The organism is Cognatiyoonia sp. IB215182 (assembly GCF_033963905.1).
Taxonomy (GTDB): Bacteria; Pseudomonadota; Alphaproteobacteria; order Rhodobacterales; family Rhodobacteraceae; genus Yoonia.
Map to the genome: position 1 here is coordinate 11,688 of NZ_JAXBMB010000014.1, position 21,076 is coordinate 32,763.

General features: G+C 58.9%; 21 protein-coding genes. 12 read left to right on the top strand and 9 right to left on the bottom strand.

Translation table 11 applies throughout. The annotated features are described in order from the left end of the window. Positions 1-23 precede the first annotated feature (23 nt). Genes leuS through holA form a run of 3 tightly spaced genes read left to right on the top strand, consistent with a single transcriptional unit; the run spans position 24 to position 4,067 of the window. Complete coding sequence (leuS, locus tag SLH47_RS22000) at positions 24-2,573, top strand: leucine--tRNA ligase (protein ID WP_320242700.1); 2,550 nt, start codon at positions 24-26, stop codon at positions 2,571-2,573. Beyond that, positions 2,563-3,048 (top strand): LPS assembly lipoprotein LptE, encoded by a 486-nt coding sequence (lptE, locus tag SLH47_RS22005; RefSeq protein ID WP_320242702.1) that lies wholly within the window; start codon positions 2,563-2,565, stop codon positions 3,046-3,048. Before leuS ends, lptE begins: the two co-directional genes overlap by 11 nt. Further along, positions 3,045-4,067 carry a DNA polymerase III subunit delta gene (gene holA / locus SLH47_RS22010; RefSeq protein WP_320242704.1) on the top strand — a complete coding sequence of 341 codons (1,023 nt, stop codon included), beginning with the start codon at positions 3,045-3,047 and terminating at the stop codon, positions 4,065-4,067. The genes lptE and holA overlap by 4 nt, the downstream gene beginning before the upstream one ends. Positions 4,068-4,118: 51 nt before the next feature. On the opposite strand, the gene SLH47_RS22015 is transcribed toward holA, so the two are convergent. From SLH47_RS22015 to SLH47_RS22030, 4 genes are all read right to left on the bottom strand, one after another. Beyond that, on the bottom strand, positions 4,119-4,379 hold the full coding sequence (locus SLH47_RS22015; RefSeq protein WP_320242705.1) for a hypothetical protein: 261 nt from the start codon (positions 4,377-4,379) through the stop codon (positions 4,119-4,121). 214 nt (positions 4,380-4,593) lie between these two features. Beyond that, the gene (locus tag SLH47_RS22020) at positions 4,594-4,806 is read right to left on the bottom strand and encodes a hypothetical protein (RefSeq protein ID WP_320242707.1); all 213 of its coding nucleotides are present in this window, start codon (positions 4,804-4,806) and stop codon (positions 4,594-4,596) included. 103 nt (positions 4,807-4,909) lie between these two features. Beyond that, entirely contained in the window at positions 4,910-5,572 is a 663-nt protein-coding gene (locus tag SLH47_RS22025; protein ID WP_320242709.1) for a YjbF family lipoprotein, read from the bottom strand. After that, positions 5,569-7,686 (bottom strand): YjbH domain-containing protein, encoded by a 2,118-nt coding sequence (locus tag SLH47_RS22030; RefSeq protein WP_320242710.1) that lies wholly within the window; start codon positions 7,684-7,686, stop codon positions 5,569-5,571. The genes SLH47_RS22025 and SLH47_RS22030 overlap by 4 nt, the downstream gene beginning before the upstream one ends. A 154-nt stretch (positions 7,687-7,840) precedes the next feature. On the opposite strand from SLH47_RS22030, the gene SLH47_RS22035 reads away from it, so the two are divergent. After that, positions 7,841-8,500: a hypothetical protein gene (locus SLH47_RS22035; RefSeq protein WP_320242712.1), complete on the top strand. Its 660-nt coding sequence runs from the start codon at positions 7,841-7,843 to the stop codon at positions 8,498-8,500. Positions 8,501-8,575: 75 nt separating this feature from the next. Here the strand turns inward: SLH47_RS22035 and SLH47_RS22040 are convergent, their stop codons facing one another. Genes SLH47_RS22040 through SLH47_RS22050 form a run of 3 tightly spaced genes read right to left on the bottom strand, consistent with a single transcriptional unit; the run spans position 8,576 to position 11,135 of the window. Next, positions 8,576-9,751, bottom strand: a complete 1,176-nt coding sequence (locus SLH47_RS22040; protein ID WP_320242714.1) for a TIGR03862 family flavoprotein — start codon at positions 9,749-9,751, stop codon at positions 8,576-8,578. Between the two features lie 23 nt (positions 9,752-9,774). Next, entirely contained in the window at positions 9,775-10,389 is a 615-nt protein-coding gene (locus SLH47_RS22045) for an enoyl-CoA hydratase/isomerase family protein (RefSeq protein ID WP_320242716.1), read from the bottom strand. After that, on the bottom strand, positions 10,386-11,135 hold the full coding sequence (locus SLH47_RS22050) for an SDR family oxidoreductase (RefSeq protein ID WP_320242821.1): 750 nt from the start codon (positions 11,133-11,135) through the stop codon (positions 10,386-10,388). The genes SLH47_RS22045 and SLH47_RS22050 overlap by 4 nt, the downstream gene beginning before the upstream one ends. A 130-nt stretch (positions 11,136-11,265) precedes the next feature. Between SLH47_RS22050 and SLH47_RS22055 the strand changes: the two genes are divergently transcribed. The 6 genes from SLH47_RS22055 to lpxK all read left to right on the top strand — a co-directional run bounded on the left by SLH47_RS22055 (position 11,266) and on the right by lpxK (position 17,506). Next, the gene (locus tag SLH47_RS22055) at positions 11,266-12,768 is read left to right on the top strand and encodes a DUF2125 domain-containing protein (protein WP_320242718.1); all 1,503 of its coding nucleotides are present in this window, start codon (positions 11,266-11,268) and stop codon (positions 12,766-12,768) included. 112 nt (positions 12,769-12,880) lie between these two features. Further along, positions 12,881-14,227 carry a TldD/PmbA family protein gene (locus SLH47_RS22060; protein WP_320242720.1) on the top strand — a complete coding sequence of 449 codons (1,347 nt, stop codon included), beginning with the start codon at positions 12,881-12,883 and terminating at the stop codon, positions 14,225-14,227. Further along, entirely contained in the window at positions 14,214-15,005 is a 792-nt protein-coding gene (locus tag SLH47_RS22065) for a 3'(2'),5'-bisphosphate nucleotidase CysQ (RefSeq protein WP_320242722.1), read from the top strand. The genes SLH47_RS22060 and SLH47_RS22065 overlap by 14 nt, the downstream gene beginning before the upstream one ends. Before the next feature lie 37 nt (positions 15,006-15,042). Continuing rightward, positions 15,043-15,285 carry a DUF4170 domain-containing protein gene (locus tag SLH47_RS22070; RefSeq protein ID WP_320242724.1) on the top strand — a complete coding sequence of 81 codons (243 nt, stop codon included), beginning with the start codon at positions 15,043-15,045 and terminating at the stop codon, positions 15,283-15,285. 24 nt (positions 15,286-15,309) lie between these two features. Continuing rightward, positions 15,310-16,506, top strand: coding sequence for a 3-deoxy-D-manno-octulosonic acid transferase (locus SLH47_RS22075; protein ID WP_320242726.1), 1,197 nt, complete (start codon positions 15,310-15,312; stop codon positions 16,504-16,506). Position 16,507: 1 nt separating this feature from the next. Further along, positions 16,508-17,506, top strand: coding sequence for a tetraacyldisaccharide 4'-kinase (gene lpxK / locus SLH47_RS22080; RefSeq protein WP_320242728.1), 999 nt, complete (start codon positions 16,508-16,510; stop codon positions 17,504-17,506). A gap of 66 nt (positions 17,507-17,572) precedes the next feature. Here lpxK and SLH47_RS22085 read toward each other — a convergent pair whose 3' ends face one another. Both SLH47_RS22085 and SLH47_RS22090 read right to left on the bottom strand, forming a co-directional pair. Continuing rightward, positions 17,573-18,238, bottom strand: coding sequence for a DsbA family protein (locus SLH47_RS22085; protein ID WP_320242730.1), 666 nt, complete (start codon positions 18,236-18,238; stop codon positions 17,573-17,575). A gap of 12 nt (positions 18,239-18,250) precedes the next feature. After that, the gene (locus SLH47_RS22090) at positions 18,251-18,760 is read right to left on the bottom strand and encodes a DUF721 domain-containing protein (protein WP_320242732.1); all 510 of its coding nucleotides are present in this window, start codon (positions 18,758-18,760) and stop codon (positions 18,251-18,253) included. A gap of 121 nt (positions 18,761-18,881) precedes the next feature. Here SLH47_RS22090 and SLH47_RS22095 point away from each other — a divergent pair, with 121 nt between their 5' ends. Then, the gene (locus SLH47_RS22095) at positions 18,882-19,880 is read left to right on the top strand and encodes an A/G-specific adenine glycosylase (protein WP_320242734.1); all 999 of its coding nucleotides are present in this window, start codon (positions 18,882-18,884) and stop codon (positions 19,878-19,880) included. 50 nt (positions 19,881-19,930) lie between these two features. Continuing rightward, a complete protein-coding gene (locus SLH47_RS22100) occupies positions 19,931-21,073 on the top strand; it encodes an alkane 1-monooxygenase (protein WP_320242736.1) in 1,143 nt (380 codons plus the stop codon). Positions 21,074-21,076: the final 3 nt, after the last annotated feature.

A 21,076-nucleotide genomic window follows, 5' to 3' on the forward strand; every position in this document is an offset into this window, starting at 1 on the left:
CGTTTGCATGTGAGACCTGATCCATGACCACTTACACACCCGCCGCGATTGAGCCGAAATGGCAATCCGCCTGGGCCGAGGCCGACACGTTCAAAGCTGTGCGCAGCGCGGACAAGCCCAAGTATTACGTGCTTGAGATGTTCCCCTATCCGTCGGGCCGCATCCATATCGGGCATGTGCGGAACTATACGATGGGTGACGTGATCGCCCGCTACAAGCTGGCAACGGGTCACAATGTCCTGCACCCGATGGGCTGGGACGCGTTTGGCATGCCGGCCGAGAATGCGGCCATGGCGTCTGGCGGGCATCCCAAGGATTGGACCTATCAGAACATCGCCGACATGAAGGCGCAGATGAAGCCGATTGGGTTGTCGATTGACTGGTCCCGTGAATTTGCCACCTGCGATCCGGAATATTACGGCCAGCAGCAGGCGCTCTTTATTGACTTTCTGGAAAAAGGGCTGATCTACCGGAAGAAAGCGGTCGTGAACTGGGACCCGGTCGATATGACCGTGCTCGCCAACGAACAGGTGATCGACGGCAAAGGCTGGCGGTCCGGAGCCGAGGTTGAGCGGCGCGAATTGGTCCAATGGTTCTTTAAGATCAGCGATTACTCCGAAGAGTTGCTGGACGCGATTGACGGCCTTGATAACTGGCCGGCCAAGGTCAAGCTCATGCAGGCCAATTGGATCGGGAGGTCGCGCGGTATCGAAATCCCTTTTGCGCGCACTGACGGTGGCAATCCGATTGTCTGCTATTCAACGCGGCCCGACACGATGCGCGGTGCGAGCTTCATCGCCATCTCTGCTGAACATCCGGTGTCACGCGCTATCGCTGATACCACCCCCGCCTTGGCCGATTTCATTGCCGAAACCCGCAAGATGGACACAACTGAAGCGGCAATGGAAAAGGCGGAAAAGAAGGGAATTGATACCGGCATCCGCGTCAAACACCCTGTCTATCCAGATCAAGAGCTGCCGGTCTGGGTGGGGAACTTTGTGCTGATGGATTATGGCACTGGTGCTGTCTTTGGCTGCCCGGCGCATGACCAGCGTGACCTGGATTTTGCGCGCAAGTATGATCTGCCAGTGCGGAATGCATTCTACATGCCCGGCGAAGAAGTCGAGGTTGAGAACACGGCTTTGGTCCCCACCAAGACGGAAAAGGTCGCCTACATCGACCATTTCGCGGGCGTGGGTGAAGTCACGAGTCAGGAAGGCATCGACGCGACCATCGACTATTTCGAGGCGAAGGGTCTAGGTAAGGGGCAGGTCAAATACCGCCTGCGCGATTGGGGGCTGAGTCGCCAGCGTTACTGGGGCTGTCCAATTCCCATCGTCCATTGTGACGATTGCGGTGCCGTTCCGGAAAAGAAAGAAAACCTGCCGATTGAGCTACCTTACGATGTCAGCTTTGACATTCCCGGCAATCCGCTCGACCGTCATCCGACATGGCGCGACTGCCCGTGCCCTGCTTGCGGCAAGCCCGCCAAGCGGGAGACCGACACGATGGACACATTTGTCGATTCGTCATGGTATTTTGCCCGGTTCACGGCACCAAAGGCGGCCACACCGACCGATCTGGAAGACGCGTCCTATTGGATGAATGTCGACCAGTATATCGGCGGGATTGAGCATGCGATCCTGCATCTGCTTTACAGTCGCTTCTTTGCGCGGGCGATGAACATCACGGGCCATTTGCCGCAAGGCACCCAAGAGCCGTTCAACGCGCTTTTCACCCAAGGCATGGTGACGCACGAAATCTACGTGACGCGTGATGAAAAGGACCGTCCCGTCTATCATCTGCCAGAGGATATCGAATGGACCGAAAGCGGCGCTCGTCTTGGCGCGACGGGTGAAGAGGTCGAGGTGATTCCATCGGCCAAGATGTCCAAATCCAAAAAGAATGTGGTTGATCCGGATGATATCCTTGTCCGTTATGGCGCGGATACGGCGCGCTGGTTCGTCCTATCCGACAGTCCGCCTGAGCGTGATGTGGAATGGACGGCAGCGGGGGCTGAGGCGACATACAAGCACCTGGCTCGGGTCCATCGCATCTGCACTGATATCGCGGCGATGGATGATGACACGGGGCCGGGTGACGAGGATCTGTTGCGGGCAATGCACAAAGCGGTTCACGACGTCACGATGGGGATTGAGACCTTTGGCTTTAACGCCGCCATCGCCAAGCTCTACGCCTTCACCAATGTCCTGGCAAAATCAAAGGCCGGTGGTAGGGCCAAACGTCAGGCCGCGCGCATTCTGGCACAATTGATGTCGCCCATGACGCCGCATCTGTCCGAAGAGAGCTGGCATATGTTGGGCGGAGAGGGGCTGATCGCAAATGCGCGTTGGCCCGTTGCGGATGAGGCGATGCTGGTTGAGGATACCCTGACCATGCCGATCCAGATCAATGGTAAGCGCCGGGCCGAGATTCAGGTCGCTGCCGATGCGCCGAAGGAAGATGTTGAAGCGATGGCTTTGGCGTTGGATGTGGTCCAGACCGCGCTGGCAGGCGCTGCGCCGAAGAAGCTGATCGTTGTGCCGGGGCGGATTGTGAACATTGTCATCTGACCGCATCTCTCGCCGTACCGCCTTTTTGGGCCTTATGGCCCTTGGCGGGTGCGGCTTTGCACCGGTTTATGGCGAAGACAATGCCTTGCGCAATCAGATCTCGTTCCGCACGCAAGATAGCGTGGCCGGGTTCGAACTGCGCGGTCGACTGGAAGAACGGCTGGGCGTCGCTTCGTCGCCCAGGTATGTCCTGTCGGTAAGGCAATCCAGTCGTCGTCGGACCGCCGCGATCACCGACGATGGGGACATAACGCGGTTTAACCTTCTTGGGACGGCCAATTGGGTTCTGTCTGACAGGAGCACCGGCACCAGAATCAAAGCGGGGCAAGTCCAGACCTTCACCGGTTATTCAGCGACCGGTGCGACAAGTGCGACGCAGGCTGCGGAGGATGATGCCGTGCGCCGACTGTCGGTTGCGCTGGCTGATTTGATCGTTACGCGGCTGCTTCTTCTCTCGTCTGAGCTTGAAGCATGAAACTCACCGGGGGCGCCGCGCAGGCGTATCTGCGTAAACCTGATCCGACTCATGCGGGCCTGCTTATTTTTGGCGCCGATCCGATGCGGGTCGCGACGCACAGGCAGGCTGTTATCTCTGCACTTGTTGGTCCGCGGGGCGAAGACGAGATGCGTCTGACCCGCATCGCCGCTTCAGACCTGCGCAAAGATCCCGCGCTTCTGGATGACGCGATCAAGGCACAGGGGTTCTTTCCGGGACACCGTGTGGCCTTTGTCGAAGATGCAGGCGACGGTCTTGCCAAAGTCGCCGCAGCCGCTTTGGAAGACTGGCAGCCCGGCGATGCACAGATTGTCGTCACCGCGGGGCAGCTGACGGCAAAGTCTGCACTTCGTAAAGTGTTTGAAGGACATCAGCAGACCGTCGCTATCGGGATCTATGATGATCCGCCAACGCTGTCTGACATCGAAGAGAGCCTTGCGGCCGCAGGCATCGGTCGACCGGAGCGGGACGTGATGGATACGCTCATGGTCCTTGCCAGCAACCTTGAACCGGGTGATTTCAGGCAGACGATTGAAAAGGTCAGCCTCTACAAACTTGGCGATGCGGCGCCGCTGACCATCGCGGATGTGATGGCAAATGCCCCGCAATCGGCAGAGGTTGATGTGGATGATGTGTTAGACGTAGTGGCGTCAGGGCGCGCCAACGACCTTGGGCCGGTTTTGCGCAACCTCTATGCGCAAGGTGTGACGCCGGTGACGCTTTCAATTGGGGCGATGCGCCACTTCCGCCGCCTGCATGTCGTGGCAAGTGATCCTGGCGGTGCCTCGGCAGGTGTCGCGAAACTGCGCCCGCCGGTTTTCGGCCCCCGACGTAACAAGATTGAGCAGCAGGCAAGTCAGTGGGGCCGTGCTCGACTAGAACGCGCGCTGACCGCATTGACGGACACCGACCTGCAGCTGCGCTCAGCTACCAAAGCACCGCAAACGGCGTTGCTCGAACGCACGCTCATACGTTTGGCCATGATGGCACGGAATTAGCCAAGGTGGATCATAATCCACCTTGTTCATGTTTAGCTTTAAGAGTGATGATTAGAGCAACGAAGCAGTGGGGGTGTCGTCGCTATCATCATCATCGTCGTCATCATCATTTAGCGCGGCGGCCAAAAGCAGGGCAGCGAGTACACCGATGATCACGAAGGTGGGATTGATGGACGTACCGGCAGGTGCCACTTCAGGCTCAACTGCCGCGACGGGGGCTTCCATGATTTCGTCCGACAGGCCACCTGCATGGACGACAAGGGCGGGGGCAGCACAAAGGGCAGCGGCTGCGAGTGTTGTTGTAAAGCGCATATCAGCATTCCAATTCTGTTGTCTTCACGCGGTTCTATAAAGCCACGCAGCTTTGACGTTAGGGCAATTTGCGCCGTCAGGCTAGAACCTTAACAAAAGGTAAACGTGGTATTTTGCGTGTTAACTGGCCACTGCAGCACAGTGGCAACAAAAAACAAGGCAGGCCAGTGGCCTGCCTTGTTTCTAGGTAAAACCACAAAAGCGGCTTTGCGCTTTAGTCGTCGTTCACCGCAGCTGCGATCAGCAATGCTGCCAGAACGCCGAGGATCACGAATGTCGGGCTGATGGATGTGCCAGCAGGTGCGGGCTCAGGCTCAACTGCAACAACGGGTGCTTCCATCACTTCATCAGACAGGCCGCCAGCATTGGCAGCGAAACCAGAAACGGCCAGTGCGGCCGAAGCTGCAAGTGTAGTTGTAAGGCGCATGTCGGTACTCCAATTAATGCACGTTCAGGCGGTAACCGAGCGGCCCGCCTCAGTTTTTCTTAAATCAGGGTCGCTCGAAAAAACCAAGAGGGCCAAATTAAGATCAAAAAACGTCGATTTGCAGGTATCCGGCCTCTGGCGAAATGGCCTGAAGGCTGCGCAAAAGCCGCCCATTGCGATTTATCCAATAAATATTGGTCAATTGGAGCCCTTCGCCCGCACATTTTTCCTCGAAACGCCTTGAATCAAGCGTCTGGCCCAGCCTTTGCACGATGTCAGGACCTTTCGGGGCGATGCTGCATTGCAACAGTTGTTGTGAAATTTGGTCGTCATCACCCAGGAATTCATGGATTCTTTGCGCATTTCCGCCGCCTGCGCGGATTGCTGCCCAAACCTGCCCGACATCAGCCCCCATGAGGTCGCGTGGCAGGCCCCTGGTCGCGACAACGATCCCGTTTTCAAGAGTGATCGTGTTGTTTTCGGTATCGACCCAGGTGATCCGTCGGCCGTTCTGTGCGGCCTGCGCCATCGTATCCCAGCGGTCCAGATCGCGGATATTGACACGCATATACTGGCCGGGATTGTTTAGGATTTCGTCTTGTGGCACGGCGATTGTGGCAGGCGCCGCGGCACCTGTTCGTGCGGTGATCAGCTCGGTCGCAAGGGCGCCGATCTGATTGCCAGTGCCCTCTTCCTCTATTGAGCCGCAGGCGGATAGCAGTGCTCCGACAATGCCCAACACCAGATACCGGATGTGATGTCTCATCGCCAGAACCGCCCCCATGTATCTGTCAGATCGCCCTGATGCGCGTCGCGCACGAACCCGTAAAGCCTGCCTCCGACATTGAGCCGTGCACCGCCATCGCCGACCCGTGTCCGGATCGTTGTACCATAGCTGCCGCGATTGGGCTGCCCGGTGATGAAGTCCTGCGGGATCGAGATTTGAACCCCTTTATTGAAAGACCCATCACCGAAATCGTCGTAAGAGATCTCGGTCTGCGTGACGTAGGCGCCGACCCGCACCCCGTTTTCATATTCACGGTCAATCGAGAGCGTTGCCCCCCAATCGCCTGCCAGATACCGCCCGACATCCAACTGCGTGTGATACCCATTTCCAAGATCGTAATAGGCCGAGACGTGACCGGTCACCACGTCGTAGTCAAACTCGTCAAACCCGAAAGCCATATCGCTGTCGCGCTGGACGGCATAGTTCAGTTCTGCCCCAAGCCCTAATCGGCTGTCGACCGGTTTCCATAAGAGTTCGGTCGACACACCGCCATACATCCGTTCCAGGTAACCTACGGTGACGCGGCTATAGAGATCTGTTGCTGGCCTTCCATAACTGGCAAGTGTCAGGCGTTGCAGGACGGGAACGCCGTCATCACCATAGGCACCGCCATCGGTACGGACATTGGGAATATCGTCCGTATCAGGTGACGGGTCATCCTTGTCCGCGGGCAGGACGCTCTGCGTAATGACGCCGCTCAAAACCGTGCGCGGCGTAATGGTGTAACTCGCCGAAAGACTGAGCCCGGCATCTACAGCAATTGAACCGTCGCTGCTGAAGGGATCGATTGTCAGATAAGGGCCCAATCCCCAGCGAAACCGTTCTTCAACGGCAATGCGGTTCTGTATCGGACCGCGCATCGCCGCGTCCTCGATCTCAACGCTGTTCAGAAGTTGTTCAGCCGCGCCGGGGCGGTTCTCAAGTCGCTCAAGATCACTGCGGCGTATGGTGACCGATGACAGTGGAATGCCGCGTGCCTCGGGTTCCAGAATGAATGTCTCAACTGAAGGTGGCATGACTTGTGTCATCATCCTCGCGACGCGCCCCATGGCCTGCGCATGCGATCGGTAGCGGCTGTTTGAATACCGGATCCGCGCCGTGCTGTCGGTAACGTCCAAACCGCGCAATGTCAGGCCCTCGATATCAAGCAACGCTTCCATAGCGGCACGGAGCCCGGCCGGCGGTGCCGTATCACGGTCCCAGGTGTCTTCACGCAATTGCGCGGCGCTGCGTGCATTGACGGGCGCGGGCGCCTTCTCCAACCCGCTCATTGCCGGGCGGTCATTTGCATTGAGCGTGAAGGTCCCCGAAAGGGCAATCTCACTGCCGTAAAGCGAAGCAAGTGACAATTGTGTGCCGGGGCGCGGGCGGTAGGTGACGCCAAAGTTATAAGGCGAATCCGCCTCCAGCGCCGGGCGACCGGTCGCGACAGGATAGTCAATTGAAGAATACTCTGCGACCAAACCCCATTTGTCGTTGATCTGATAACTTAACCCGCCAAAGGCTGCCGCATCGCCGCGGAACCAGAGATCAGAGCCCAGTTGCCCCTCACTTTCCGCATCATCGAAAACGGGGCGGTCGCCCAGATCCGAAAACGGATTGTCAAACCCATCGCGCAAACCCATCGCACCCCAGCCGATCCCGCCGGTGACGATTAGGTTGTCGCCGATGCTTTTGGAGGCGACGATGTATTCCGACGCAAAACGGCCCGGCGTAAAGGCATCACGGATCCCGATGGCAAAGGCGGGCAGATAGGTCCCTTCGTTGTTTAGCCGGTATTGCAGGTCAAAGCTGCGTTCAAATGCGCCTTCATCGATCTCGGTCGTGGGGCTGTCGTAGAGATCAACGATGGAATAGCGCGCGCTGGCCGACAGGCGCGGCGTGAGTTGAAAGGTCGCCGTCGCGCGGAAAAGCCCGTCCTGATAAGCAAGGCTACCCGCCAAGGTGCCCTCGGGTGCGCTTTGTGCTGTGGGCATCTCAAGCAACCCGGGCGTTCCAAACAGCGAATAATTGGTGAGGGCGTCCTGGGCCGACCCGATATTGCCGGCCATCAGCGCAAGCGCGGATGTCGTCGCGAGGATGACGCGTTGCAAATTCTTGTTCTCCACACTTCCCGTCAGCGATGTCTAACCTGCCGGGAAGGGCTTGAAAATGGTTGAAAACTTCCGCGTGGATGGATTTGCATGAATGCACGCTATACGTGTCAACCAATTGTTAACCTTAATCATACAGGTTGCGATTATGTTAGTGTCACATCGTTACCAGTTCATCGTTTTCCCCGATCCTTTGGGCGCATGCCCCTGGATTTCGCGCGCGCTACAGCCCTGGCTGGATCAGCCGATTGTCGGCATGCGCGGCGCCATGCCCCAATCAAATTTCTTTCGGGATATGTCCCCGGCAGAGGCAGAGCTTGCCTTTGATCTGGCGGGATTTGCATTTCGCAAATATACGCGCATCGCCGTCATCCGGCATCCGGCCCAGAAGATGGTGCAGCTTTATGACCGGATTTCGAAGACCAACAAAATCTGGCGCATGCGACGCAGTGTAGGTGTTGGTGATCCGGGCTTCACGCGCTGGCTGGCGTCGACCCGCCCCAACGGATATGGTGCCGCTCCCTTCGGTGGGCCGCGCTGGCGACGCTTTGGCGCCTGGTCGGGTGAGGCTTGGTGCGGCGACTATGTTTCTCATGTCGTGCGGGCGGAAAATGCGGAAGAGGAACTGAGCGAGATTTTCCATCAGATTGGCATCTCACCCAGCTTTGGCGGTCATTCCCTCGATACGTTGACGCTGATGAAACCGACGCAGTCGCGCTACAATGCCGAGGCGCGCACGATCCTGCGCAATCGCTATGCTTGGGATCTGAACCTCTATGGCCATGAGGCTAAAAACCTGCAGTTGGTGGCTTAACGAAGCCTTTGGCCCGCGGAACGGGCGGCAGCGTCTTTGCGCTCCGGTCAGGATGAGTTCATGACCCCGGGGCCATCAGTCTCGCGGATCGATATCCTTGGCAAAGTCCAAGGCGGCATGCGCAGCATGTCTGCCCGTGGCAAGGCAACCGGTGATCAGATAGCCGCCCGTCGGCGCCTCCCAATCGAGCATTTCGCCGGCGCAAAACACGCCGGGCATGTCGCGTAGCATCAGGCCATCGGTCAGTTTGTCGAACATGATGCCGCCCGCAGTTGAGATCGCCTCATCCATTGGGCGGGGGCCAAGATGGCGTATGGGCAGGGCCTTGATCAAAGGCGCGAGATTATCGGGGTAGGGGCGCCCAAACTCCGCCAGCAGCGCCAGCCGCACCGGATCAAGCCGCAGCACCTTGCGCAGATGATTGGACAGGCTGGCTTTGCCACGCGGTTTGGCGAGGGCCTCCGCAATACGCTGCTCTGACCAGTCCGGCAACAGATCAAGCGTGAGCGCAGCACCTTCGCGCATCGCTCGCGACACTGCATAGACCCCGCCACCTTCGATGCCTTTTTCCGAGATCACGCATTCGCCCCGCGAGACCTGATCCCCAGCCCGCAAAGCGACAGACTTGATCGGCGCGCCGAAATGGCGGGCCATGTGGTCGCTCCACGCCACGCGAAATCCCATATTTGCGGGTGCAAAGGGCGCGACAGCGCCTTCGAAATGCCGTGCCCAATGCCCATTCGCACCCAGCCGTGCCCAACTGGCACCGCCTAGGGCAAGAACGGTCACATGAGGGCGCAACAATCGGCGGCCATCGATAGTGTCAAATGCCAGCGCATCACCGTCCCACCCATCCCAGCGCCAACGCGTCCCGATGCTCACACCCAAATCCGCCAGCCGGGCTAACCACGCACGCAGCAAAGGCGATGCTTTCATCACGGTCGGAAAAACGCGGCCAGTGGACCCGATGAATAATTGTTGGCCCAACCCTTCGGCCCACGCGATGACCTCATTCGGGCCAAATTCGCTCAAGGCTTTCTGCATGGCTGGCGGTAAGGGGCCAAAGGCCGCGAGAAATTCGGCTTCAGGCTCCACCTTCGTCAGGTTCAGCCCGGATTTGCCTGCCATCAGGAACTTGCGACCGACCGATGGCATCGCATCAGTCAGGATCACCCGAAAACCGCCGCTTGCCAGTACATCGGCCGCCATCAGCCCAGCGGGCCCCGCGCCAATCACGACCGCATCCGCCATCTGCGGCACCTCTTCGCCGGGGTTCAGTGCAAGTCCGCCATATGCTTGATGGCCGCCACATGGCCGAGATCGGCTTTCAGGACATCTGCAGCGAGTTCTCTGGCGCGGTTCATCAGGGCGTCGGGTTCGACGATCTCGTCAATCAACCCCCAAGCCAGCGCATCCTGTGCTGTCACCTTTTGCCCGGCCATGAGGATCATCTTGGACCGCGACGCACCTGCCAGCCGGGTCAGCCGCACCGGGTCAGACGGCTGCGGCAAAAACCCCAGCTTCATGACCGGATAGAAGAACTTTGCACCTGGCACAGCGATGCGCAGATCACAGGCCAGCATCATCCCAAACGCCCCACCCGCAGCCGTCCCGTTAAGTGCCGCAATGGTGAGACCGGGCAAGGCTGCAACCGCCCCCGATAACCGCTCCCATGCCGGATCAGTGGCCAAACCGGCCTTCGCCGCATCAAGGTCGGCACCTGCGCTAAAGACCTTGCCGCTGCCGGTCAGGATCACCGCCTTCGCCTCTTGCGCGGCAGCCGCATGATCGGCCAAGGCGTTGAGCATATCCGCCGTCAGGGCACCAGCCTTATCGGGCCGGTCAATTGTGAGGGTCCACAGATCGCCGTCCTTGTCACAGCGGATCATGTCAGGCCGACCTTGGCGCGAACATCCTCGTCGCGCAGGCTCACGTCGGTTCCGAGGTATTCGTCGGCTTCTGGCGTGCACATCCACAAAAGCGCCTGCGCTGGCCATTCAGGTGGGATATGCACCGACCAGTCCAACTGGCTGACAGGGTTGATCCCGGATTCCTTGATGTCGCGTTGCATCTGTGTGGCAACGGTGCCGGGCGACAGCCCCAATATACGCAGCCCCTTTTCACGCGCCTCTTTGTCGGCGGCACGGGTCAGCATGTACGCCCCCGCCTTGGAACTGCAATAGGCGGTCCACCCTTCAACAGGTCCATGGGCTGCGCCGGATGAGATATTGATGATCGTGCCATGCCCCTGTGCAATCATGCCGGGCATGGCGGCCCGCATCCCATACATCACGCCTTTGAGGTTGATATCAATGACACGTCCCCACGCCTCCGGATCGGTCTCGACCAGATGCCCAATCGGATCGATGGCACCGGCATTATTGATCAGCACATCAAGCCCGCCAAACGTGTTGGCCGTCGCCGCGACAGCCATCTCAACCTCGGTATGGCGCGAGACATCACAAGGAATTGCCAGCGCCTGATCACCAATCTCGCCCGCGATTTCAGCGATAGCGTCGGTGCTGCGCGCCACAAGTGCCACATTGGCACCAGCATCAGCAAAGGCCCGCGCCGCCGCCGCACCAATCCCGCGACTGGCCCCGGTCACCAGCACGGTTTTTCCGGCCATGTTGATGTTTTTCACACTGATCCCTTTCGATTTGGTCCCTGGGTGGCTACTTAGTGAATCGCAACATTCGTCCCGGCCCGTATACTACGAACGCTCGGCGCGGTTCGAAAGACAAGACTGAAGAAAGGGATTTGGGATGAAGACGACCACAAAACTGCAGAGTGCGGTTTGCCTCGCAGCGTTGGTAGCTGGCGGCGCGGCGCAGGCCGATGTGACCGCAGCGCAAGTGTGGGAAGACTGGAAATCGCAGATGACGCTTTACGGCGACGACAGCGTTTCCATCGGTGGCGAAGAGGTGTCCGGCGGCACAGTTACTGTACGCGATCTTGCCGTGAGCATCGACGATCCCGAACTCGCGATGAGCGCCGAGATCGGAGACCTTGTTTTCGAAGAACAGCGCAATGGCACCGTCCTTGTGACCATGGAAGAAAGCTATCCCATCACGCTCACCGGGGCGGACGGCGTTGTAGTCAGTCTGACCGTTGCGCAAGACGCGCTTGAGATGATCGTCAGCGGTGATCCTGGCGCGATGAACTACGAGATCAATGCCAATAGCTACAGCATTGCGCTGGACGAAGTGGTTGACGGTGACATCACCTTTACCGGTGATGCACAGATCGTGGCTAACGATCTGAACAGTGTTTACAACACAACCACGTCTGATCTGCGCGAAATCGCCTATGAGGGCAGTGTCAGTTCAATCGACCTGCTGGTTGATATTCAGATCCCCGGTGGTGAGGGTGAATACATCACGGGTGGTGGCAAGATCGAAAACATGGCGCTGAATGGCAACATGTCCGTGCCCATGGATGCGAATTTTGACGATCCCGACACGATGATGGTTGACGGGTTCAGCTTTGCTGGTGGCTACAGCCTCGACAATTCTGCTTACATTTTCGATATCAATGCAGAGGGCGATCAGGCATCCGGTTCGGTCAGTACTGGCCCGACGTCGTTGGAAGCTGAACTGAATGCCGATGTCGTTTCCTACAACACCAGCACGACGGATCTTGCGGCCAATATCTCGGCTAGCGAGTTGCCTTTCCCGGTCGAGTTGTCGCTCAGCGAATATGGCATTGGATTTGAGATGCCGACATCGAAAAGCGATACGCCCTCTGACTTCGGGCTCAGCCTGGATTTCGTTGACCTGACGCTGAACGACATGGTCTGGAACCTGTTCGATCCCGGCAGCGTTCTGCCGCGTGATCCGGCGACGATTCAGTTTTCGCTCGCAGGGATGGCCAAGCCGCTGTTTGACCTGATGGATCCCTCGCAACAGGCTGCGATTGATGCTTCCGACATGCCGTTTGAACTGGCCGAGCTGAACCTTGAAAGGCTGCGCATTGCGGCTGCTGGGGCGTTGGTGACAGGCACCGGTGCCTTTACCTTTGATAACAGTGATATGCAGTCCTTTGCGCCGCTGCCCAAGCCCGAAGGTGACGTGGTTGTTGAAATCAGCGGCCTGAACCGCCTGATTGACAATCTGATCTCGATGGGCATTGTCAGCCAGGAAGATGCGATGGGTCCTCGTATGATGATGGGCATGTTTGCACGGTCTACTGGCGATGATCGCCTAGAGACCAAGCTTGAAGTTACCGCCGATGGCCGTGTGCTGGCGAACGGGCAGCAAATCCGCTAACCTTTTCAAAGCCTTTCAGAATGGCGCGGTATGATCATATCGCGCCATTTTTCATGGCACTTGCGGGCATTATGCCGTCGCACTAGGTCTCGCGCAGTACAAAGGATATCCGATGACTCAATCCCTTGCCGATCTGTCTGAGCAGATGCTGGATGCCGCCCGCAAGGCCGGCGCCGATGCTGCTGACGCCATCGCCATTGATGGAACCAGCCTGTCGATCACCGTTCGAAATGGCGCGCTTGAGCAGGCGGACCGGTCTGAAGGGATCACAGCGGGGTTGCGGGTACTTGTGGGGCAACGTCAGGCCTGCGTGTCATCATCCGATACCGCCCCTAGCACGCTGGCAGAGATGGCAGAACGGGCCGTCGCCATGGCCAATGAGGCGCCCGATGACCCGCATATTGGCCTTGCAGAGGCCGACCAACTTGCCACACAAACCGACACGAGCACATTGGAACTCTTCGATCCCTCAGAAGAGCCTGATCCGGCCGCATTGCAAGAGGATGCGACCCGCGCCGAAGCTGCGGCGCTGAAAAATAAAGGCATCTCGCAAGTGCAATCGGCTGCTGCCGGTTACAACAGCCGCCGCATTCATCTGGCGGCAACCAACGGGTTTTCCGCCGGTTTCGCACGCACGGATCGCGGATTGTCTTGTGTCGCCATTAGCGGAACCGGTACCGAGATGGAGCGGGATTACGACTTTGACAGCCGCGTTTTCCAAAGCGATCTGCGCGATGCTGCCGAGATCGGCGCATTGGCTGCGGCCCGCGCGGTGGAACGGTCAGGTGCGCGCAAGCCAGGTACCGGCGCGTTCCCGGTTCTTTTTGACGAAAGGATCGCCAATTCTCTGATCGGCAGTCTTCTGCAAGCCGCCAATGGTGCCGCAATCGCCCGTGGATCAAGCTGGTTACGCGATGCTGTCGGTGAACAGGTCTTGCCCAAAGCTTTGTCGCTGATCGAAGATCCGCACAGGCCGCGGGTCACCGGTTCGCGACTTTTTGATGCGGAAGGTCTGCCGACACAGCGGCGCGCCATCGTTGAAAACGGTATTCTCACGGGCTGGACGCTGGACCTTGCAAATGCGCGCAAACTGGGGCTGGAAAGCACCGCCAATGCAGGCGGCAGCCCCGGCGCGCCGCCAAGCCCCAGCCTGTCGAATGTCAGCCTGACCCAAGGCACGCAGACCCGCGATGATCTGATCAACGAGATGGGAACGGGGCTTTTGGTCACATCTATGATCGGCTCCACCATCAACCCCAATACTGGTGACTATTCGCGCGGAGCCTCAGGCTTTTGGGTGGAAAACGGTGAAATCACCTATCCGGTGAATGAATGCACTGTGGCTGGCAATCTGCGCGACATGTTGAAAACTATTGTGCCTGCCAATGATGCCCGCACGCATCTCAGCCGGGTTGTTCCGTCGCTCCTCGTCGAAGGTCTCACCCTTGCCGGCGACTGACCTTGCGCTCTTGACAGATGCCGCGCGGGAGGCGGGGGAGATTGCGACGCGCTACTTCAAAAACGCCCCCGATGTGACCCACAAGCCCGATGGCGCAGGTCCGGTGACAGAGGCGGATCTGGCCGTCAACGCGATGTTGGAGCATGAATTGCGCGCCGCCCGGCCCGATTACGGCTGGCTGTCGGAAGAGACCGAGGATAGCACCGCGCGGCTTCATACCAAGCGTCAGTTTGTCATTGATCCCATCGATGGCACCCGCGCCTTTATCGACGGGGCAAAGGATTGGGGCCACTCGCTGGCCATCGTCGAGGAAGGGGCTGTAGTCGCGGCTGCAGTGTATCTGCCCGTGCGCGACCAGATGTTTGCCGCATCTCTCGGCGAAGGTGCCACCTGCAATAACGAGACGATCCGCTCGACTGATGCGCGTTTGGGTGAATCGACGATCCTGACCGCCAAGGTGAACCTGCAGCCGCGGTTTTGGAAAGACCAGCAAGTGCCTGCCATCAAGCGGACGTTTCGCTCATCCCTCGCCTATCGGCTGTGCCTCGTGGCGGCAGGGCGTTTTGACGGGATGATGACTTTCCGGCCCAGTTGGGAATGGGACATCGCCGCTGGTGCCCTGATCGCATCCGAGGCCGGTGCGACCATCACCGATCAATATGATCGGGATCTACGGTTCAACAATCGGCACCCGCAAGTTCCCGGGGTGCTTGTCGCTGGCCCAGAACTCCACGCCGATTTTGCCGCCCGGCTTGAGCCACCGTCGCCAAGCGCTTAAGCTACGGCAGATTTGAAACTCACGCGAAGGTTTTCCCATGACGCAACGCTTGCACCTGGTCTTTGGGGGCGAACTGGTCGATCCATCCAAGAACGTGTTCAAGGATGTCGATGACATTGATATCGTTGGCATGTTTCCCAATTACGAGGCGGCTTACAACGCCTGGAAGGGGGCCGCGCAGCGGACTGTCGATAACGCGCATATGCGCTATTACATCGCCCATATCCACCGCTTGCGTGATGAGGAAACCGCGGCCTCTTCAACTGAAGAGCTGGGTTAAGCGCGGACCCGTAGGACCCGAACCATGGCACGATCCCTTTCCATTGCGGCCTATCTGGCCAATCTGGGCGTCGCGGATCGCAGTTTCGGCCCCAACGATCATCCACCGCGCCCTGCTGGCACCATCATCTGGGCGCGGTGCAGCGCGCCGGACCAGCTGACCATTGTCGAAACGCTCGGTCGCAAACTGGCAGAAGACGGCGATCCGATCCAGATCATCGCCACCTTGCATAACTGGCACAAAACCCGCTCGAACCGCGCGCTGCCGGAGCCGCAGGGGAAAGAGACCATTCGCAGTTTCCTCGACCATTGGCAGCCATCAATGGTGATCTGGGTGCGCGGTGATCTTGATCTGGTGATGCTGGATGAAATCCGGTCGACCCGGGTTCCGACCATCCTTGTCGATGCAAATGGAGAGGGGCTTGATAACGTGGTCGGTGGCTGGGTGCCGGGCGCCATGCGCTCTGTCTTGGCCCAGTTCGAGGCGATCCTGACCATTGATCGCGGCGCTGCCGAACGGTTGATCCGAGCGGGCGCGCCTGCCGACACCGTGCTCATTGCGGGAGCGATGGAAGACAGCGACCCGGCGCTCCCGTGTGACGAGGAAGAGCGACAGGAACTCGCCAAGGCGATTGGCACGCGGCCGGTCTGGCTGGCCGCCGCGGCACATCTTGGCGAATGGCCCGATCTTTGTCTGGCCCATCAGGATGCCAGCAGGACGGCGCACCGGCTTTTGTTGATCATCGCACCGGCCGACATCCGTCAGGCCAATGATTTTGCCGACATGATGCGCGGTCAGAATCTGAGTGTCGCGTTGCGTTCCGAACAGCACGATCCCGAAGAGACCACCCAGGTTTTCATCGCGGACACAGAAGAGGAACTGGGGCTGTGGTACCGCATTGCCCCCATCACCTATCTCGGCGGCAGCCTTTATGGCGGCGGGTGCCGCGATCCGTTTGAGGCCACGGCATTGGGCTCAGCAGTGCTCTACGGCCCGCAAGTCTCTCCCTATCAGAAACATGCGGCACGGCTGAACGCGGCGGGTGCGTCGCGTCTGATCCGGTCCACAAATGATCTGGGTGCTGTGGTCGAAACGCTCTTGTCGCCTGATGTTACCGCCGAGATTGCCCATGCCGCTTGGGATGTCACCTCGCGCGGGGCCGATGTGACAAACCGGATCGCCGCTTATATCCAAGCGCGCCTGGAAGAGTTGGAAACCTAGCATGCGCGCGCCGCTCTTCTGGTTTCTGCCGCCGGACAAGCCGGGCATCCTCGCACGCGTTCTGGCACCTCTTGGCGCGATCTATGGTGCTCTCACCGCCCGCAGGGTCAGACAGCCCGCCAAGATCAAGGCCGACATCCCGGCGATCTGCATGGGCAATATCAATGTCGGCGGCACTGGCAAGACACCAACAACCATCGCGCTGATTGAGCGGCTCTTGGCCCGTGGGTACCACCCCCATGTCGTCTCACGCGGTTACGGCGGCACGCTGGACGGGCCGCTGCGTGTCGACGAACGCGCCGACAAAGCCAGCGAAACCGGTGATGAGCCGCTTTTGCTTGCGGCCTTTGCCCCCACATGGGTCGCCAAAGATCGCGCCGCAGGTGTGCGGGCGGCGCAAGACGCCGGTGCCGACGCGATCTTGCTGGATGACGGCTTTCAAAACCCTGATGTGGCCAAGGACCTTTCCATCGTCGTGGTCGACGCGATGCGGGGCTTCGGCAATGGACGTGTGCTGCCCGCCGGACCCTTGCGGGAGACTGTGGCTGCGGGCCTCAAACGTGCCGATTTTGTCCTGTCGATTGGCCCGCCTGCCGCGCAAGAACGGTTCGCCGCGCAATGGGACCTAACCGTGCCGCATCTTGTTGGCCATCTCGCCCCGTTGCCGACGGGCATGCCCTGGCGCGACCTCAAACTCTTGGCCTTTGCGGGCATCGGTCATCCAGAGAAGTTCTTTGTCACTTTGCGGGATATGGGCGCTGATCTGGTCGGGGCAGAGGCGCTGGGCGATCATCAGCCTCTGACCGATGCGCTGATGAGCAGGCTTTCACGCGATGCAAAGGCGCTCGGCGCGCAGCTTGTGACGACGGAAAAGGATGCCGTGCGATTGCCCGACCACTTTCGCATGAAAGTGCTCACTTTGCCTGTTCGTCTTGCGCTTGTGGATTGGGCGCCGCTTGACGCCGCGCTCGACAAAATCGGGCTCGCGGGCAAGACTTAGCCCCACAAACAAAACAGCCCCGGAAGTCATCCGGGGCCGCTCATGACGTCTCAATGGATCCGGGGCTTAACCCAGTTTCCCGTCAAGCACTTCAGCGAATTCATCATAGGCCATGTTGGAATAGCCGCGCCCGTCAATGATGAAGCTGGGGGTCGAGTTGATGCCATCCCGCTGCGCATTGTCCTGATACCAGGTATAAAGCGCCTCGGCCTTCGCGGCGTCGCTGAGCACCGCATCCAGCGTCGCATCATCCAGCCCGGCCGTCTTTGCCAGGGTCCGCAACTCCTGAATGATCTGCGCAGGATCGCCACTGGCCAGCCATTCGCGCTGGCGCTGATAGAGGATGTCCGAGAACGCAAAGAAGAAATTCGTATCATTCGTGGCCCGCGCAATCATCGAGGCCCAAAGACCCGGACGATCAAAATAAACCTCACGATAGACGAATCTCACCTTATCCGTGTCGATATAATTCTGCTCGATCAGCTTGAACTGGTTGGCATGGAACGACGCGCAATGCGGGCAGGTGTAAGAGGCATATTCGATCAGCTCCACCGGCGCCTCGGGATTGCCTTTAACCATCTCGATGATCTCTGGCGCGCTGCCATCCGTCGTCTGCGCATTTGCGGCACCGGGCAAGAGGCCTGTTGCGGGGTCGGGCCGCGTCAGTAACCATCCGGCACCCAAGGCCACGACAGCGCCGCCACCTGCGGCCAAAAGTGTTCTGCGTTTCATATCTACCTCTTGTCAGGTCTTTTGTTTCATCAAGACATTTTCGCCCAAAGCCGCCAATGCTTTGCGCAAGTCATCACTTTGCACGCCTTCAGATAGGGTGCGCGCCGCTTTTTGCACAGCCGGATCGCGCATTTGTTTGGGCTTTGGTGCCGGTTCAAAGGCCACCCGCCCTTCTGCAAAACCGGTTGGCGCCGTCTGCGTAATCCGAACCCGGGAAATAGCGCGATAACCGTAGCAGGCATTTACGCGCTCGCGGATCTGCTCCTTTTGCATCTCCAGCATTGGTGCCTGCGCGCCGGTCGTCAGCAAAGTGAGGGTCGCCCCCATCCCGCCTTGACCGTAGCTGACATTCACCGGTGTTGCGACTTGAGCGGTTGCGGTCCCGACAATCTCCGCCCAATGGGTTAATAGGCGCGTCACGGCAAAGCCCCGCGCCTCGCTTGCCTTGCGAATGCGCGTCTGCACCAAGGTCGCCGCGCGCGAAAAGCCGCGGGTCGTGTTGGTATGACGTGTCTGTTTCATCTCTGCGCAATACCCTAAAACACTTTGACGGGCGAGTCAGTGTGGCAACAAAACCGGGACATAAATATTGCGTGACCTCAGTGCGGCATTATTGGAATGGTACGACGTTCATGCGCGAAAGATGCCATGGCGCGTTCCGCCCGCTGATCGCAAGAACGGAATCCGCCCCGATCCTTATGCCGTGTGGCTGTCGGAAGTGATGTTGCAGCAAACCACGGTCGCCGCAGTCCGTGATTATCATCAGAAATTCATGGCGATCTGGCCAGGCGTGGCGGACCTTGCCGCTGCCGATGATGCTGATGTGATGGCAGAATGGGCGGGGCTCGGTTATTACGCCCGCGCGCGCAATCTTCTGAAATGCGCGCGGGCGATTGTCACCGATCACGACGGCATCTTCCCTGACACCTATGATAGCCTGCTGACGCTGCCGGGCATCGGGCCCTACACGGCCGCAGCGATTTCCGCCATCGCCTTTGACCGCCCCGAAACCGTTGTGGATGGCAATGTCGAACGGGTGATGGCGCGGCTTCATGACATCCACGACCCATTGCCAGGGTCAAAACCCTTGCTGACGGAACATGCGCAGGCCTTGACGCCACAGCGACGTCCCGGCGACTACGCGCAGGCGGTAATGGATCTGGGTGCCACGATCTGCACCCCGCGCAACCCAGCCTGTGGGATCTGCCCCTGGCGAGATCCTTGCGTGGCGCGCGCGGCTGGGACGGCTGCTGAACTGCCCAAGAAAACCCCGAAAAAGAAGACGCCCACGCGGTTTGGCATCGTCTATGTCGCCTGCCGCACAGACGGTGCCTGGCTGTTGGAGACACGGCCTGAAACCGGGCTTTTGGGGGGCATGCTGGGTTGGCCCGGCTCTGACTGGTCCGAAAAACCGGAGCCCGCGCCGCCGCTTGATGCCGACTGGGCGGAACTGGGGGAAGAGGCGCGGCACACCTTTACCCATTTTCATCTGCGGCTGAAGATCATGACGGCGCGGGTCGCAAATGACGCGATACCCCACCGTGGGCGCTTTATTAGCCAGTCTGGATTTCGTCCCGCAGCACTCCCCACCGCCATGCGCAAAGTGTTCGACCTCGCTGCCGTGACGCTACGCGATAATTGAGATTTTAACGCGAAGTGACTAGCATTTGTGCAAAGGTCGGGAGGATTATCATGACCGCAATACCAGGTGCTCCGAAAATCGCACGTCTTGGTGCAGCGCTGCCTTTCTGGATCTCGTTGGGCCTCGTGCCATTGGCCGTGCTCGTTGCGAACTTGGGTGGCTGGTGGATCCTCCTTTTGCCGCTATCAACCTGGTATCTGTTCACTGGGCTCGACTATTTCATTGGTCTCAACACCAAAAACCCCGACCTTGATACGCCGGAAGAACAGCTTTTCTGGTACAAGCTGATCACGCTGCTTTGGGCCCCAATCCAATTGGCCACGATCTTTGGTCTGATGATCTATGTCGTCCAGACCGACCATCTGAACCGGGTTGAGGAATGGACGCTTTTTGCCGGTCTCGGCATCCTTTCTGGGACCGTCGGCATCACTTATGCGCATGAGCTGATGCATCAAAAGCCGAAGGCCGAACGCTGGATGGCTGACATTCTGATGGCGTCTGTTCTCTATTCCCATTTCCGGTCAGAGCATCTCCTGGTCCATCACCGTTACGTTGCAACCCCGCGCGATCCGGTGACTGCGCGCTATGGCGAAAGCTTTTATCGCTTTTTCCCGCGTGTGCTGTGGCAATGCTGGTTCTCTGCCTTCAATGCCGAAAAGGCAATGCTCGCCCGGAAGGGTCTGAACTGGTATCACCTTTCAAACCCGTTCTGGCTTTATTGGGCCCTTCAGGGCGGCTTCATTTTGCTTGCCGCATTGATCGGCGGTTGGTGGGGTGTGTTCCTGTTTTTGGTGCAGGCGTTCTGGGCGATATTCCAACTCGAACTCGTCAACTATGTTGAGCATTACGGGCTTACCCGGAAGCATCTGGGCGACGGGAAATATGAACATGTGCAACCGCGTCATTCCTGGAATGCTTCACAACGGGCTTCAAACTGGCTGTTGATCAATCTGCAACGCCATTCGGATCATCACTACAAGCCAAGTCGCCGGTTTCCGCTCTTGCAGACCTATTCCCAGGATGAGGCCCCGCAACTCCCCCACGGTTACCCGGTGATGACGATGATGGCTTTGGTGCCCACATTGTGGAAAAAAGCTATGAACCCCAGGGTCAAATCGTGGCGCGACCGGTTCTATCCCGAAATCACCGATTGGGACGCGTACAAGCGTGGCACAAATCCGTTGCCGCGATAGGAC